This window comes from Photorhabdus australis DSM 17609, from assembly GCF_000711895.1.
Taxonomy (GTDB): Bacteria; Pseudomonadota; Gammaproteobacteria; order Enterobacterales; family Enterobacteriaceae; genus Photorhabdus; species Photorhabdus australis.
Window position 1 is genome coordinate 19,380 of the sequence record NZ_JONO01000032.1, and the last position, 14,536, is coordinate 33,915.

Sequence of the window (14,536 nt, forward strand, 5' to 3'; positions counted from 1 at the left end):
TCCCTAAATTTCCTGTGGGCGGCTGGCAAGGTTATTTATCATGTCTCCCTTGGCATTAAGCATCTGGAAAATCAATTCCATGACATGTTGAAAAGACTCCACCATTTGAAACAAATCCCCTTTAAGCTTGTCCATAAGTGCCTGAAATGTGGTCAATTCGCTACGTGAAAGCTGTACATCGGCCTGCCTGTTAGCCGCTTTACTCTGGAAAGCCGCATTGGCAGTTTGAGCAGCGCCATTAGCAAGATCAACTGCAGTGTCACTCACCTGCGTAGCCACTTTCATCCCTCTAGCCGCTGTATTAGCTGCTGTACCGGCCATTTTTGCAGAAAACTCCACCGCCTTTGCTGCCACCTTAGCCGTCACTTCAGCCACTTTACCGCCAATCTTAGCGCCCATTTTAGCTATCAAACCTGCGGCTGAACCACCAAAACTGACTGCCGCCGCAGCCACAGCCATTGTAACCTCAATCGCGGTTATAACTGGCCCCAGCCATTTCATGGTTTCCTTGCTGATTAAGCCGTCTTGAGCCGCTTGTTGTAATCCCTGAGAAACCACACCCATTACGCCTCCAGCGATCAACAAAGCACCTGCTACTGCGCCAACCCCGGTAGCAACCATGATTGCCCCAATTACAATCGAAGCAATCGCACTGAGCCACCCAAAGATTTTGGAGAACAGCCCGGATTTCTGCGCCTCTTTGGCAGAATTTTCTGCTTCTTTAATCTTCTGCTGATTTTCATCCATTTTTTGCAAGCTTTGCTGGCGCGCCCGATGGATATCCTGAAGCTTGAGATTCGTCTGATTACGCTCAAGCTCACTGGTCAGTTTGCCCAGTTCAATTTCTATTTCCTCAAATGAGGAGATCGCCAAAGAGGCTAACCGCGAAGTTTCTGTCAGCTTTGCTGCCAATTCTGCTACTAGCCCTGTTGCCTGCTCGGTCTTTTGCTTAATTGATTCGAGCAGATGCTCTACTTCCCTCTGTTGTTGAACATCAAGACGAGTATTACTGACTGACAATGGTTGCGGTAATACCACTCCTGATGTCGCGACTATATTGTTAGGTTGTATATTACCCGCCTGGCTAGGTGTAAAGTGATCATCCCTTTCAAAAGGTGTAATCGCAGAAATATCACCAACTGGAAAACCGCCCCGTAGTGGATCATTTGTTATTAGATTCATCTTTCTGAGCTCTTTTTATCGTAATGGCTTCTAACATTGCACTAGAACTGGCAACCAAAGCCGCCTGTTCCGGCAAAGCTGCCGCAAGTTGTTTAGCCGAGTAGAAGCCACTCTCAGCTTCATCAAGCTCTCCTAATTGCATGAGACATTCGGCAGCATGGAATGGAAAACGAGGCTCATTAACATCAAGCATTGCCCCGTAACTATAACTTTGGATCGCCTGTTCCAATTGCCCCATTGCCTGACGGCATGCTCCCAACCCAAGAAAGAATCGGGGATCATAGTGATCCAACATACATAAAGCTTGGAATATCTTATGCGCATCCTGCCATTTACCTGACTGGTACTGGTTGAACGCTAAAGCATAAAGCTGCTCCAGCGTATCACTGGAGACATCTCTTAACATGGCAAGGGTGCCACCATCATGAAAAAAAGCCTCCAATTCTTGCGCATACTGGTCAGAAGTGGTGGATGTTTCTTGGTGCTCCATAATCATTCCTTAAATTGCGCCGAGAATATTGCGCATAATGCTGTCGTACTTCTGGATAAAGCGGTTTAACGCTTCAATAGCGGCATTAAAACGGGAACTTACGTCATTTAAACGAGTCGTTCTTTCCTGAACAGAGTTATTTAGTGGATTTACGCGATCATTGACAGAAGTAGAGAAGTTGGCCAAGCGATTATTATCTTTGTCATATTCATACAAATTCTCCAGACCTTTCATAGCTCCACTCTGCTTATCAGGACTTTCTAAAAATGCCTTAATAGAGATGGGTCCATGGCCAGAGGATATCTTGTTTAACAACTTATATTCTGCACTCTCCGCAAAAGCAGTTTCATCGCTAAAACCATATTTCTTATGGTCCCGCAAGTTGAAAGATGTACTGTCAATAGAAAGCTTCTGCTTACCATCCTTAGCTGACAATTTAGCGTTAATCTCTGATTGAATAACACTGTAAATCTTTAGCTCCGCTGTCAATTCAGCCAGCTCATCACGCAACTGGTGTCGTTTTTTATCATGACGCAACATGACCGAAGTAAACACTTCGATGACATCATCATCAAGACGATCTGGCGTTAAATTAAAATGAACCAGAGACAGAAAATCTCTTAATGTCCAAGTTGTTGCTGAGTGATTATTCAAGAAGGACTTAAGATTCTCGATCCCATTTTTTATTTGGCTATCTAAGTGACCATCCTTGACGACAGCATCCGCTGGCAGGAAATAGGCAATCAGCTTTTTCAGAAGTTCTTTATCATCAGTGATAACCTTGGGATCAAAACTTGGCCCATCATCCCTACTTGGATCGTATTTCGCTTCAATCTTAATCCCCTTATCAAGAATAAGTTGAACCAATCCATCAAGCTCTGAAGATTTAGAGCCCTGTAGTTGCTCCGGCTGAACTGATTTCAGATCCTCCAGGAAATGTTGTGGGTTGTTGTGATATGACCTAATTTCCACCTTTCAATCCTTTATACAATAATGCCACGCATACCAGGTGGGCGACGGGGACGTTTTCCCTCTTCCAGAGAATGAACATAGCTGCTTCGCAAGCGATTAATTTCTGTCAGCAGTTCCTGTTCAGCATTTTGAACTAGAGAAAGGTCAGAATTGCCAAAAAGTTCTGCTCCCACACTTGGCTGAATACCAAGAGATTGCCACATCTCCTGTAACAATTGCAGTCTGTGATCACTGTCCTTAATGGCCTCCTCAGCAGCTTGCAGTACTTTGGCATTAGGTTTCTCTTGCATCAGTGACTCCTATAATAAAGAGAGATATTGATTCTTCCTGTCAGCGTTGGACTTTTTTTTGTTGTTTTCTCATTTGATGTAACGATATAACGCAATTGGCTTCTAACTCGAACCAGCCAAGCGCCACTTCACTCGCACCTGTCCAGCGGCGATAAAATCGGGCTATACCTGTTATCTTTCAAGTTGCCTCTTTGTTGGCTGCACTCACTCACCCCAGTCACATAGTTAGCTATGTTCCTGGGGATTCAAACTCGCGGTGCATCATAGCGCCAGGCAATTTCACAACCTTCACACCACACACGCCAACCAAGAGGAATAGAGCTATTTCCCATACAATGAAGCTGCACCGGATAACCCCGTTCCTCAAACCAAGACGTCAGCGGATCATGATTCATAGACAAACCCGACCAAGAGGCTGGATATTGATCTGTTGAGTCAATTCCTGATACGAAAGCACTGGTAAGCTATGATGATCACCTTCAATTAACTTACGTACATAACGACGAATATCCATTGATACGATCAGCACCGGTTTATTCTGCATCTGTGTTAAATCACCCACCGTTTTTCGCATCTGTTCAAGGAAATTTTGCGTCACCGCGGGGTCAAGTGCCAAATAGCTACCAGCACTTGTCTGACGAATACCGCTACGAATCTGCTCTTCTACTTGTTGATCTAACAGATAAGCGGGCAAGATGTTGTTGCCATTAGCATACTTGTAGCAGATATAACGCTTAAGACTACTACGAATATATTCCGTCAACTGCACCACATCCTTCTCCTTCTGCCCCCATACCACCATGGCTTCAAGAATCGCACGAGTATTACGAATAGAGATATCCTCTCCTACCAGCCGTTGCAGTATCTCTGTCATCCGCTGCAATGGGATTATGCGCATGGCCTCCTTGACCAACTCACCATAGCTACCTTCCATCTGCTCCAGAAGATAACGGGTTTCCTGAACACCAATAAAGTCTTCCGAATATTCCCGCAACACATGTGATAAATGCCAAGTGATTACTTGAGACATTGATAAAACGGCCAATCTGGACTTAGATAAACGTTCTTGATGTGTTTCTGCTACCCACAAAGTAGGTTGATTCGGTAACAGTGGTTCACCTTCCTCGTAGGGAATAGCCAACAATTCCAACTGACTGACTGGTTCCTGTACCAGCAAATGTGCCGAACGCAATCGACCACGGGCAACAGGCACCTCTTGCAGTTGGATCAAGTATTCCCCTTCCTTCATACCCTCATTAAAGCGTAAGTGGATACCCGGAAATGGGACTCCCAAGTCCAAATAGAGGGCGCGTCGTACCCGTATTAACTCATCATTTAGCGAAATCGCTTCCAGTTCAGCTTGTAACCCAGCATCCACATCAATAAGTAAAGGAACCGTCATAGCGAATTCCTCTTTTTCCCCAAGTTTCCCACCTTTGGCCTTACTACCAATTTTAGGCTTAGATTTAGGTTTAGCTGCTGGGGCACCCGCCCCTTGGGCTAATAAGCTGGGAAGGTCAGTTTGCTGGTTAGCGTTAGCTTGCCGCTGACGTTGGAACAAAAAATAACCGCCACCAGTGACCACCAGTGCAAGCATTAAAAAGGTTAATGTCGGGAACCCTGGAATAAGGCCAAACAACACCAATAAAACACCACCAACTAGCAGCGCTTTAGGTTGAGCAACAACCTGATCGCCAATCTCATTACCCAGATCCAAAGAATCTTCTGATGAAACCCGAGTAACAATGATACCAGCCGTGATAGCAATCAACAGTGCTGGAACCTGAGCAACCATGCCATCACCAACGGTCAAAATGGCATAGAGTTGCAATGCATCAGCAGCTGCCATCCCCTTCTGAGTCACACCTATTGTTATTCCCCCCAAGATGTTGACAAAGATGATGAGGAGACTAGCAATGGCATCCCCCTTGACAAATTTCATTGCACCATCCATCGAACCAAACATCTGGCTCTCTTTTTCGATAATGCTGCGTCTCTCTCTGGCTTCATTGACGTCAATAACTCCAGCACGCATATCTCCGTCAATACTCATCTGCTTACCGGGCATCGCATCAAGGGAAAAACGGGCGCTGACCTCAGCCACGCGTTCCGAGCCTTTGGTTATAACGATGAACTGCACAATAGTAATAATCAGGAAGATCACTATCCCTACTATCAGATTTCCACCAACAACGAAATTACCAAAGGTATAAACAATCTTCCCGGCGTCTGCCTGCAAAAGGATCATTCGGGTGGTACTCACTGAAAGCGCCAGGCGAAATAGGGTTGTTACCAACAAGACAGCAGGGAAAGCCGAGAACTGCAAGGGGGAGTTTATATAGACCGCCATCATCATTAGTACGACAGAGATAGTCATATTAATGGCGATCAAAATGTCAAGCAGGACTGGAGGAAGCGGCAAAACCATCATAAAGACAACGGCCAGCAACAGTATTGCCAGCATAATATCTTTGCGCTCGCCGATCAGACGTAATAACTCAAACCCGCGATTCATCGTGGAGTTCCCAGGGAAAGATAACGCTGATAAGCACTACGTGCTTCTTCTAAATTTCCCTCTTGTTGGCAGGCTCGGCTGACACAAAGCCAAAGATCAGCACTTTGATCTCCCTGTTTCTGTAAAAACGTACAATGTTCTCTCGCTACTTCCCCCTGTTTTAGCTTAAGTAGCGAAACCACCAGGGCACGACGCCCCTCTTGGTGTTCAGGATGCAAGACCAGTAATGCATCTAATAAAACACGAGCTCGGTCAGGGTGACCATACTGGAGTTGAAGCCAGCCGAGCAGCAGCAAAGCACTCTGCTGTTTAGAACTAAGAGTCATGGTCATACCTTGTGTAACAGATGCAGAGCCATCTGCAACAACTGTTCATCTTGATTCATATTTTCCAATAAGGAAACGGCACTCCGTACTCGAATGTCATCACCTTGTTGTAAAGTTTCACGCAAGCTACTGACAGCCTGACGGAAGTCATGCGGGCGTAACAGGGAATGAAACCCCTCTTTTGGGCAAGCAAAGGCCAATAAAGTCTGATCAGCTTTGTTAGCCGGATAAAGACGTGCAGAATGCGTCTCAACAGATTGACCATCAGGCAATAACGCATAGCGCTCGGGCAAACCAATCCCTATCTCTTCCTGGCTGATCGCCGTCAGTTGCTCAATTCCTATATGAGCGGAAGCAATTCTACTCACGAAGCGAGCACCTCACGCTGTACTCTCAGCAAAGAGCTAAATGCCTGATGCAACAAAGGCAACGTTACACATCGTTCATCTAATGTCACAAACAACAATAAACGATCATCCCCCAACCAACCACAGCGCAGAGGCAATTCAGGACCCAACCCGCTAAAAGTAAGCGACATTGCCTTAATCATCACGTCTCCCCTTTGATGCCAGGAAATTTCACGGGCTAGCCAAAGCGTTAATAACCCGCCATAGCGTTCAATCTGTAACATGCCAGAGTACTCAAAATCGATTTGAATCAAAGAGCTGGGAACATCAGACATTTCCATACCCAAATCCTGACAAAACTGGAGCAATTGTGGCTCTATCCAATTCATGATGTTCCTTCTCCCGACCACAATTCGTCTTCTTCTCTCTCAATGGCTGTATCAAGTACCAGTTGACAGGAATTAAGCAGATTTTGGCGCTGCTCCTCATCACTAAACACTTCCACCGGAATCAGTCGAATCAATTGTTTCAACTCCCGGAAAAAATAAATTTGAGTTTCACTATCCTGCAATTCCAAAGCATTACCGAGCATTTCGACATCCCGTACATTAGCCCAGCGTTTCTCAATCAGGGAAATAACATCCCTCATAAGGTCAGAAGACCCGTATGACTTGCTTTCCCCCTTCACCACATTTTTATATAACAACTCAACCTTAGCCGACACAGTGTTAACCAAACGTAGCTTCTTCATATCATCCATCACACATTGCAACTTAGCAGACTCAATATTTCGCGGTTGGCTTTCCAGATCAGCAACCAAGGCTTTCATGATGAATCCTGTTACTTCCTTCAGGGGGCTATTCTTGAAATTGGATTGGATATCTCGCCAGGCTGCTGACAACCCTTGATAATCCATAACAGCATCACGATAGATGTTACGCAATGCCTGCAAATTGCCAATCCCATTTCTGGCTGCTACCGTGGCATCAGGCGTAATGCGAGCCCCCAACTCGATAGCGATTCCCTGCTCTTGTGCTAAGCGTGACAACTCCTGCTCAATCAATGTCAACATAGCACGGGCTTCTGGCCTGCCTGCCAACGCATCACGGGCCTGACTCAGCGCATAGAATTGTTCACTCACTTCTCCAGAGAAACTTTCCAGATAAGCCTGTAGCTGCGAGATATTAGTCAACTGGCTACTATTTAAGTGAGAGATCAATGCCTTAATCTTTTGTTGACGCTCAAGATCCGGCACTTTCTGTAAGTACTCACCCACCAGCGCCTCAATTTCTCGCACCCTGGCATATCCATCGCTCACTTTACGTTTGGAGAGCGGCATATCCTTACGTTCCGAAAATGCAAAGGTCATCTCTTCAGCCGCGTCAGCTAAAGACTGGGATGCAGCAACCAACACCACTTTCTCTCCCTGAAACTGACCGACCTTAGCCTGCTCCTGTTGTGCTGTAATTTCGGCACCAGGTTCCGACAAAGTCACCGAATGAAGATGATTCTGGATGATATCCATAGTCTATCCTGTCATATCAGAGTTAATAATGGACAAATTATAAAGATACCATCCCGGTGCCTATGCCAAAATCAGTCGTGAATTTTTAGCAAAATCCGCCGGAAACTGCGTCTAATGGGAGTGTAGAATAGTCACGTAAACTCCAACCATTTTCTAAAAACTCCCGACTCAAACTACAATCTCTCTGCTATTCCCTGTTTTATAGTGTTTAAAGCAGAGGTTATATATAACGATCATGAAGCTTTCCCTAGACCATATTCCCGGCCAAATGCACCACGCTATTAGTGAATGTCGATTGATCCAGATTCGCGGCAGGGTTACCCAGGTTACAGGTACTCTACTTAAGGCTGTCATTCCTGGTGTACGGATAGGTGAACTTTGCCACTTGCGCAATCCTGACAACACATTGTCGCTTTTGGCGGAGGTTATAGGCTTCCAACAACATCAAGCTCTGTTGACACCACTTGGTGAGATGTTTGGTATCTCTTCGAATACAGAAGTGAGTCCAACCGGTGCTATGCATCAGGTTGGTGTAGGTGACTATCTATTAGGACAAATCCTTGACGGGTTGGGTAACCCATTTTCTGGGGGCCAATTACCGGAACCACAAGCCTGGTATCCGGTTTATCGAGATGCTCCAGCCCCCATGAGTCGTAAACGGATTGAACACCCTCTCTCACTTGGCGTAAGAGCCATTGATGGCTTGTTAACCTGTGGTGAAGGGCAACGTATGGGGATTTTTGCCGCCGCAGGTGGCGGAAAAAGTACGCTGTTATCTACATTGATTCGTAATGCCGAAGTCGATGTTACCGTGCTGGCACTCATCGGTGAGCGTGGACGGGAAGTGCGAGAATTCATCGAATCTGATCTGGGCGATGAGGGGCTGCAACGTTCAGTATTAGTGGTCGCTACTTCAGATCGTCCAGCGATGGAGAGAGCTAAAGCAGGATTCGTAGCCACTTCAATAGCTGAATATTTCCGCGATCATGGCAAGCGTGTACTACTGCTGATGGACTCCGTGACCCGTTTCGCCCGGGCTCAACGAGAAATAGGTCTGGCGGCTGGTGAACCACCGACCCGACGAGGATATCCTCCATCCGTCTTCGCGGCCTTACCGCGGTTAATGGAGCGTGCTGGTCAATCTGACAAGGGTTCGATCACTGCACTCTACACCGTATTAGTAGAAGGAGATGACATGACTGAACCCGTAGCAGATGAGACTCGTTCTATCCTGGATGGCCATATTATTCTGTCACGCAAGTTAGCCGCTGCAAATCACTACCCGGCCATTGATGTGTTACGTTCCGCTAGCAGGGTAATGAATCAAATTATCACCCCCGAACACCAAGCTCAGGCCAACCTATTACGTCACTGGCTGGCCAAGTATGAAGAGGTTGAACTTCTGTTGCAGATTGGAGAGTACCAAAAAGGGCAAGATCCTGTTGCCGACAACGCTATTGCGCATATTGAAGCGATACGTGGTTGGTTGCGTCAAGGCACTCATGAGCCAAGTGATCTGCAACAAACTCTGGCGCTCTTACAGCAGATAACAAAACAATGATTAGCCGTTTGCAACGTATAAAAGCACTGCGCGTTAAACGCGCTGAACAACATTTGTCATTACAAAAAATGAAGCTTCAAACGGCTCATCTGCACCATCAACAAGCCTTACAAAATGTGCAAAATTACTGTCAGTGGCGAATAGAAGAAGAGCAGCGCCTTTTTAAACTGTGCCAAGGCCAGCCCATTGACCGCAAAGGGCTTGAACGTTGGCAGCAACAAGTTGCTCTGTTGCGCAAAAATGAAGCACAACTGGAGAGAAAAGCCGCTGAAATACTCGAACAAGTAGAGCTAGAACTCCATCAATTACAAGAGTGCCAACGCGTATTACACCACGCACGCCGACAGCAAGAAAAATTTAATGAATTAGGTCGCCAAGAGCAAGAGGCGCTCCGTATCCAAGGTGAATACCAAGAAGAGCTGGAGCAAGAAGAATTCCATCGCCAGGTAAGAGTATGAACCCACTGACAGCTATCGGCAAAGGCGTTTCCTCCCCCCCAGAATCCCCTGTGGCAGCAGACGCAGACTTGCAACGCCGTTTCGAACAGGCTATCGCCTCTCACACCGCTAATACACACCAGCTAACAACACCGCGGATGGAACAGCCGTTAAATGACCCAAAGGCAAACGACAAAACAACGAATTTGTATTCCACGGATGACTCAAATGAGGAACTTTCTTCATTCGATCCCATACATCTGGCAACTGATAACCCTAATATACATGCCTTACCACAGACATCCCCTGGCATTCCTTCCTTTTCATACAGCAGAGAAGAGAACCCGGCTAATCCGAATCAGAGAGAAACCTTACCAACATTTGCTCACAGGCCCATTGAAGCCATTACTGAGATAAAAGAATCACTGGCGCATAAACAAACAAATTTTCTGGCGACACCAAGTATCCCAGAGCTTCACCTGGACTTAACGTCAATTAACGCTATGTCTTTTGCAGCCCCTAATCCTGATATAACATCTATTCCTGTACGAAAAAACACAGATAATGAGCTGGCATACCATCAAAATACACAGCAAAGAACACCCCTTCACGAACAGGAAGACTTAACTTTAATGCCTGTTCGCCATTCCAACGAAATCAGAATTGGGGAAAGAAAGGCTCTTGCCGAAGCAAAGATACATCCTTCGTTAACGTCAGGGCCAAAAGAGTCTGATATTCCACCGTCTTATCCTAATGAATCAGACGGAAAAGGGGTTTTCTTACCACAAGCACAACTTCTGCCAGGAGAGCGCATACTGGCTACGATGCAAACCACCTCAGCTACTGCTTCTCTTGTGGCTACGCTAATCGATAAATTGAGTGTGGAGATCAGCATCACATTAACTCAACAGCAGCGCCCGACAACATTGCATCTGACACTACCTAATCTGGGTGCTCTTGAGATCCAACTCACCAATGAGAATGGCAAACTTCAAATAGAGATTTTGGCAAATCCGATAACCCAACAACTACTGAAGCAGACACGCTCTGAACTACTTGAACGTCTACAACATCTTTACCCAACACAAACTATCGATCTTTCTCTTCCGTCTCAAACGGATAGCGAACATGGTTCACGCCAACGTCGCAGCATATATGAAGAATGGAAAGATGATGTATGAATAGCCTGACCTTACCTAAAGTCTCATTAGAAGAATTGACCTTGCGTCAAACCCTAAGTCGTTATCAACAACAATTTAGCTGGGCTAGTGGCCACCTCTCCCTGGATGTCATCTCTCCTCCCCAAACGCTAGACAGAGTATTACTCGCCCATTGGAAAGGACATACATTCTCTTTTTATTGCCATGCAACTGAGCTAGCTCTATGGCTCGCTCCTGATCTGCAACAAGCAGACTTATCTTCACTTCCTCAGGATCTATTGCTATCACTGCTAGAGCACCAGAGTAAGATGCTATCCGATCTATCATGGTCAGCATTGCGTACCACATCAGCCCCCTCTTCGTCAGCCTGCTTACTACTGCGCTTTGAGCGGCAAGGTGCCACATTACCACTCTGGTTAACGGAACCCTATCCCCTGCTTGCTATACTGCCCAAACGTCAACCGAGAGAGTACCTGACCATTCCATTACTTCTTTCTCTGCAATGGGGATCAATAAAGCTGACCTTGAACGAATTTCGTACCCTGGAATCCGGGGATGTACTGCTATTGTCTCCCCAACAGCAACCAGATACTCCTCTGTTAGGGTATCTGGAAGGACACCTCTGGGCCTACTTTAAATATCATGAACATAAACTGGAGTTAATCACTATGCACACTCTCTCTTCTGACAGTCCCAACAACACTTCACTCGTACCGGACTTAAACAGCTTAGAGATTCATGTCAGTTTTGAAGTAGGTCGCCAGACTCTGGATTTACATACACTCACTAGTCTACAACCCGGTTCATTACTCGATCTTGGCGTCCCGCCAGATGGTGAAGTACGTATTCTCGTCAATCAAAAATGTCTCGGCTTAGGGCGGCTGGTGGATATTCAGGGACGTCTGGGAGTAAGAGTTGAGTGCCTTACTATGGAGAAAGAGTCATGATCCAGCTACCGAACGAGCTGGACCTCATTATCGGGCTTGCTCTCCTCTCTCTGCTTCCCTTTATCGCAGTAATGGCCACCTCTTTTCTTAAACTAGCTGTAGTATTTTCCTTACTGCGTAACGCCTTGGGAGTACAACAAATCCCACCCAACATGGCCATGTATGGGTTAGCAATCATCCTTACTATCTACGTGATGGCTCCGGTAGGTTTCGCTACTCAGGATTACCTACGCCAAAATGAAGTTTCATTCAGCAATGCCCAATCAGTAGAAAAATTCCTGGAGGAAGGCATGGCACCTTACCGGAACTTTCTCAAACAACATATCAAGCCCAGTGAACGAACTTTTTTTATCGATAGTACCCGACAAATTTGGCCAAGCAAGTATGCGGACCGGCTGGAACCAGATAGCCTGTTAATCTTACTACCCGCCTTTACAGTCAGTGAATTAACCCGGGCATTTGAAATTGGGTTTCTTCTTTATTTGCCGTTTATTGCGATAGATCTCATTATTTCTAACATTCTGCTCGCAATGGGGATGATGATGGTCTCCCCTATGACCATTTCTCTCCCTTTCAAGTTACTACTATTTGTCTTGCTTGATGGCTGGACACGCCTGACACATGGCCTTGTCATCAGTTATGGAAGTTAAACATGAGTAACGCCGACATCTTACATTTCACCAGCCAATCCCTCTGGTTGGTGTTAATCCTTTCCCTGCCACCTGTATTGATGGCTGCCGTGGTGGGAACATTAGTTTCTCTGATCCAGGCACTCACCCAAATACAAGAACAAACGCTGGGTTTTGTCATCAAATTAATTGCGGTTATCATCACCCTGTTTGCCACTGCTACCTGGCTTGGCAACGAACTCTATAGTTTCGCCAACATGGCCTTTTCCAAGGTGCCTCTGATCAAATGACGCTACAAGAGCTACAGCAACACATACTTGCTTATACCCTGCTGTTACCCCGCATTATGAGCTGTTTTGTGATATTTCCTGTCCTCAGCAAACAGATGTTGGGAGGAGGAATGATTCGCAACGGTGTGGCTTGTTCGTTAGCCCTTTATGCTTACCCAACAGTAGCAAGTAATCCGCTGCCCACATTTGGCAGTCTGGAATTGATGCTATTGCTAGGTAAGGAAGTTCTGCTTGGTCTATTAATTGGCTTTATCGCTTCTATCCCATTTTGGGCCATGGAAGCAACGGGTTTTATCGTGGATAACCAGCGGGGAGCAACAATGGCTTCAGTACTTAATCCTTCTCTGGGAAGCCAAACCTCGCCTACCGGGTTGTTATTAACTCAAACCCTGATAACACTTTTTTTCTCCGGTGGCGCTTTTCTTAGTTTACTTGGTGCCTTATTTCAGAGTTATAACAGTTGGCCGGTAACTCAGTTTTTCCCCACAATTACCCATCAATGGATCAGTTTTTTCTATGGTCAGTTCAGCCACTTATTGCAACTATGTGCCCTAATGGCTGCTCCCTTGTTGATAGCCATGTTTCTGGCAGAATTTGGATTAGCATTGATTAGCCGCTTTGCTCCCTCTCTTAACGTCTTCGTGTTAGCAATGCCGATCAAAAGCGCAATCGCCAGCCTATTACTGGTTATCTATATCCAGTTACTGATGCACTATGCCTATGATAAGGTATTGTTAATATTCTCCCCTCTGCACATGTTAACCCCTATCCTGGAGGCCCCATGAGTGGAGAGAAGACTGAAAAACCTACCCCTAAGAAACTCAGAGATGCCCGCAAGAAGGGTCAGGTAACTAAGAGTACTGAAATAGTCTCTACCTCCTTAATCCTGGGGCTGGTTGGTACGATAATGGTGATGTCTGATTACTATTTGGAACATCTGAGTAAATTGATGTTGATCCCAGCGAATCTACTGGAGAAACCGTTCCATCAAGCCCTCAATCACGTCATTGAAAACCTGATGCAGGAACTGGTCTACCTCTGCCTGCCAATTCTGAGCGTTTCCGTTTCACTATCGCTGGCATCACACTTCGCTCAATACGGTTTCCTGCTGAGTGGGCATTCCATCAAGCCTGATATTAAAAAAATCAACCCGGTTGAAGGTGCTAAGAGAATTTTTTCTATTAAGAGTTTAGTGGAGTTCATTAAATCAATACTCAAGGTAGGTCTACTCTGCACCCTAATCTGGGTTACTCTGGAAGGCAATCTACAGGGGCTACTAAACCTACCAGAATGCGGTTCAAGATGTATTATTCCTGTCCTTGGTATCATGCTAACCCAGCTAATGACTGTATGCGGTATCGGATTTATTATCATTTCCATCGCCGATTATGCCTTTGAACACTACCAACATATCAAGCAGCTTAGGATGAGCAAAGACGAAATAAAACGGGAATATAAAGAAAGTGAAGGCAGCCCAGAAATCAAAAGTAAACGACGCCAATTCCATCAAGAATTACAATCAAGCAATATGCGCGCCAGCGTCAAGAATTCATCAGTGATCGTTGCCAATCCAACCCACATTGCCGTTGGTATCCGCTATAAGAAAGGCGAAACCCCACTGCCTCTTATCACGCTTAAGTTCACCGACGCGCAGGCCCTCCAGGTTCGACGCATTGCTGAAGAAGAAGGCATCCCGGTGTTACAGCGAATTCCTCTCGCCAGAGCACTTTATCAAGATGGTCTCATCGACCACTATATTCCTGCTGATCTAATTCAAGCCACCGCGGAGGTTTTACGCTGGTTAGATCAATGGCAAGATCGTTCTCCTGAATTATAACCTTCTTCATATTGATAACATCACAGGC

General features: G+C 45.9%; 19 protein-coding genes. 8 read left to right on the plus strand and 11 right to left on the minus strand.

Translation table 11 applies throughout. From position 1 onward, the window contains the following. Positions 1–3: 3 nt before the first annotated feature. From sctE to sctW, 11 genes are all read right to left on the minus strand, one after another. Positions 4–1,182: a type III secretion system translocon subunit SseC family protein gene (gene sctE / locus BO26_RS10635; protein ID WP_036771258.1), complete on the minus strand. Its 1,179-nt coding sequence runs from the start codon at positions 1,180–1,182 to the stop codon at positions 4–6. Continuing rightward, complete coding sequence (locus BO26_RS10640) at positions 1,163–1,672, minus strand: SycD/LcrH family type III secretion system chaperone (RefSeq protein WP_036771259.1); 510 nt, start codon at positions 1,670–1,672, stop codon at positions 1,163–1,165. Before BO26_RS10640 ends, sctE begins: the two co-directional genes overlap by 20 nt. A gap of 9 nt (positions 1,673–1,681) precedes the next feature. After that, complete coding sequence (locus BO26_RS10645) at positions 1,682–2,644, minus strand: virulence-associated V antigen (protein ID WP_036771260.1); 963 nt, start codon at positions 2,642–2,644, stop codon at positions 1,682–1,684. A gap of 11 nt (positions 2,645–2,655) precedes the next feature. Continuing rightward, positions 2,656–2,934 (minus strand): LcrG family type III secretion system chaperone, encoded by a 279-nt coding sequence (locus tag BO26_RS10650; RefSeq protein ID WP_036771261.1) that lies wholly within the window; start codon positions 2,932–2,934, stop codon positions 2,656–2,658. A 40-nt stretch (positions 2,935–2,974) separates the two neighbouring features. Then, positions 2,975–3,061: a hypothetical protein gene (locus BO26_RS24630; protein ID WP_420864699.1), complete on the minus strand. Its 87-nt coding sequence runs from the start codon at positions 3,059–3,061 to the stop codon at positions 2,975–2,977. Positions 3,062–3,179: 118 nt separating this feature from the next. Next, complete coding sequence (locus BO26_RS24030) at positions 3,180–3,329, minus strand: hypothetical protein (protein ID WP_236637428.1); 150 nt, start codon at positions 3,327–3,329, stop codon at positions 3,180–3,182. Further along, the gene (gene sctV / locus BO26_RS10660) at positions 3,326–5,449 is read right to left on the minus strand and encodes a type III secretion system export apparatus subunit SctV (protein WP_036771262.1); all 2,124 of its coding nucleotides are present in this window, start codon (positions 5,447–5,449) and stop codon (positions 3,326–3,328) included. The genes BO26_RS24030 and sctV overlap by 4 nt, the downstream gene beginning before the upstream one ends. Next, entirely contained in the window at positions 5,446–5,775 is a 330-nt protein-coding gene (sctY, locus tag BO26_RS10665; RefSeq protein ID WP_036771263.1) for a type III secretion system chaperone SctY, read from the minus strand. The genes sctV and sctY overlap by 4 nt, the downstream gene beginning before the upstream one ends. A 2-nt stretch (positions 5,776–5,777) precedes the next feature. After that, positions 5,778–6,143, minus strand: a complete 366-nt coding sequence (gene sctX, locus BO26_RS10670) for a YscX family type III secretion system protein SctX (RefSeq protein WP_036771264.1) — start codon at positions 6,141–6,143, stop codon at positions 5,778–5,780. Then, entirely contained in the window at positions 6,140–6,511 is a 372-nt protein-coding gene (gene sycN, locus BO26_RS10675) for a type III secretion chaperone SycN (protein WP_036771265.1), read from the minus strand. The genes sctX and sycN overlap by 4 nt, the downstream gene beginning before the upstream one ends. After that, positions 6,508–7,647 carry a type III secretion system gatekeeper subunit SctW gene (gene sctW, locus BO26_RS10680; protein WP_036771266.1) on the minus strand — a complete coding sequence of 380 codons (1,140 nt, stop codon included), beginning with the start codon at positions 7,645–7,647 and terminating at the stop codon, positions 6,508–6,510. The genes sycN and sctW overlap by 4 nt, the downstream gene beginning before the upstream one ends. A 235-nt stretch (positions 7,648–7,882) precedes the next feature. Here sctW and sctN point away from each other — a divergent pair, with 235 nt between their 5' ends. From sctN to sctU, 8 genes are read left to right on the plus strand one after another with little or no spacing between them, the layout of a single operon-like run. Then, the gene (gene sctN, locus BO26_RS10685) at positions 7,883–9,208 is read left to right on the plus strand and encodes a type III secretion system ATPase SctN (protein WP_036771267.1); all 1,326 of its coding nucleotides are present in this window, start codon (positions 7,883–7,885) and stop codon (positions 9,206–9,208) included. Next, entirely contained in the window at positions 9,205–9,666 is a 462-nt protein-coding gene (locus BO26_RS10690) for a type III secretion protein (protein WP_036771268.1), read from the plus strand. Before sctN ends, BO26_RS10690 begins: the two co-directional genes overlap by 4 nt. Next, positions 9,663–10,826 carry a type III secretion system needle length determinant gene (locus BO26_RS22740; RefSeq protein ID WP_051690946.1) on the plus strand — a complete coding sequence of 388 codons (1,164 nt, stop codon included), beginning with the start codon at positions 9,663–9,665 and terminating at the stop codon, positions 10,824–10,826. The genes BO26_RS10690 and BO26_RS22740 overlap by 4 nt, the downstream gene beginning before the upstream one ends. Beyond that, on the plus strand, positions 10,823–11,752 hold the full coding sequence (gene sctQ / locus BO26_RS10700; protein WP_036771269.1) for a type III secretion system cytoplasmic ring protein SctQ: 930 nt from the start codon (positions 10,823–10,825) through the stop codon (positions 11,750–11,752). The genes BO26_RS22740 and sctQ overlap by 4 nt, the downstream gene beginning before the upstream one ends. Beyond that, complete coding sequence (gene sctR, locus BO26_RS10705; protein WP_036771270.1) at positions 11,749–12,402, plus strand: type III secretion system export apparatus subunit SctR; 654 nt, start codon at positions 11,749–11,751, stop codon at positions 12,400–12,402. The genes sctQ and sctR overlap by 4 nt, the downstream gene beginning before the upstream one ends. A 2-nt stretch (positions 12,403–12,404) precedes the next feature. Then, positions 12,405–12,671, plus strand: a complete 267-nt coding sequence (gene sctS, locus BO26_RS10710; protein ID WP_012777222.1) for a type III secretion system export apparatus subunit SctS — start codon at positions 12,405–12,407, stop codon at positions 12,669–12,671. Then, the gene (gene sctT, locus BO26_RS10715) at positions 12,668–13,456 is read left to right on the plus strand and encodes a type III secretion system export apparatus subunit SctT (protein WP_036771271.1); all 789 of its coding nucleotides are present in this window, start codon (positions 12,668–12,670) and stop codon (positions 13,454–13,456) included. Before sctS ends, sctT begins: the two co-directional genes overlap by 4 nt. Beyond that, positions 13,453–14,508 carry a type III secretion system export apparatus subunit SctU gene (gene sctU, locus BO26_RS10720; protein WP_036771272.1) on the plus strand — a complete coding sequence of 352 codons (1,056 nt, stop codon included), beginning with the start codon at positions 13,453–13,455 and terminating at the stop codon, positions 14,506–14,508. Before sctT ends, sctU begins: the two co-directional genes overlap by 4 nt. Positions 14,509–14,536: the final 28 nt, after the last annotated feature.

What these genes read in the sequence shown, in the direction of transcription:
- sctR (WP_036771270.1), top strand. Translation starts at nt 11,749, where the DNA reads ATGATCCAGCTACCGAACGAGCTGGACCTCATTATCGGGCTTGCTCTC.
- sycN (WP_036771265.1), bottom strand. Translation starts at nt 6,511, where the DNA reads ATGAATTGGATAGAGCCACAATTGCTCCAGTTTTGTCAGGATTTGGGT.
- sctV (WP_036771262.1), bottom strand. Translation starts at nt 5,449, where the DNA reads ATGAATCGCGGGTTTGAGTTATTACGTCTGATCGGCGAGCGCAAAGAT.
- sctW (WP_036771266.1), bottom strand. Translation starts at nt 7,647, where the DNA reads ATGGATATCATCCAGAATCATCTTCATTCGGTGACTTTGTCGGAACCT.
- sctS (WP_012777222.1), top strand. Translation starts at nt 12,405, where the DNA reads ATGAGTAACGCCGACATCTTACATTTCACCAGCCAATCCCTCTGGTTG.
- sctN (WP_036771267.1), top strand. Translation starts at nt 7,883, where the DNA reads ATGAAGCTTTCCCTAGACCATATTCCCGGCCAAATGCACCACGCTATT.
- sctU (WP_036771272.1), top strand. Translation starts at nt 13,453, where the DNA reads ATGAGTGGAGAGAAGACTGAAAAACCTACCCCTAAGAAACTCAGAGAT.
- BO26_RS10690 (WP_036771268.1), top strand. Translation starts at nt 9,205, where the DNA reads ATGATTAGCCGTTTGCAACGTATAAAAGCACTGCGCGTTAAACGCGCT.
- BO26_RS10650 (WP_036771261.1), bottom strand. Translation starts at nt 2,934, where the DNA reads ATGCAAGAGAAACCTAATGCCAAAGTACTGCAAGCTGCTGAGGAGGCC.
- sctQ (WP_036771269.1), top strand. Translation starts at nt 10,823, where the DNA reads ATGAATAGCCTGACCTTACCTAAAGTCTCATTAGAAGAATTGACCTTG.
- BO26_RS24030 (WP_236637428.1), bottom strand. Translation starts at nt 3,329, where the DNA reads ATGAATCATGATCCGCTGACGTCTTGGTTTGAGGAACGGGGTTATCCG.
- BO26_RS22740 (WP_051690946.1), top strand. Translation starts at nt 9,663, where the DNA reads ATGAACCCACTGACAGCTATCGGCAAAGGCGTTTCCTCCCCCCCAGAA.
- sctY (WP_036771263.1), bottom strand. Translation starts at nt 5,775, where the DNA reads ATGACTCTTAGTTCTAAACAGCAGAGTGCTTTGCTGCTGCTCGGCTGG.
- sctT (WP_036771271.1), top strand. Translation starts at nt 12,668, where the DNA reads ATGACGCTACAAGAGCTACAGCAACACATACTTGCTTATACCCTGCTG.
- BO26_RS10640 (WP_036771259.1), bottom strand. Translation starts at nt 1,672, where the DNA reads ATGGAGCACCAAGAAACATCCACCACTTCTGACCAGTATGCGCAAGAA.
- sctE (WP_036771258.1), bottom strand. Translation starts at nt 1,182, where the DNA reads ATGAATCTAATAACAAATGATCCACTACGGGGCGGTTTTCCAGTTGGT.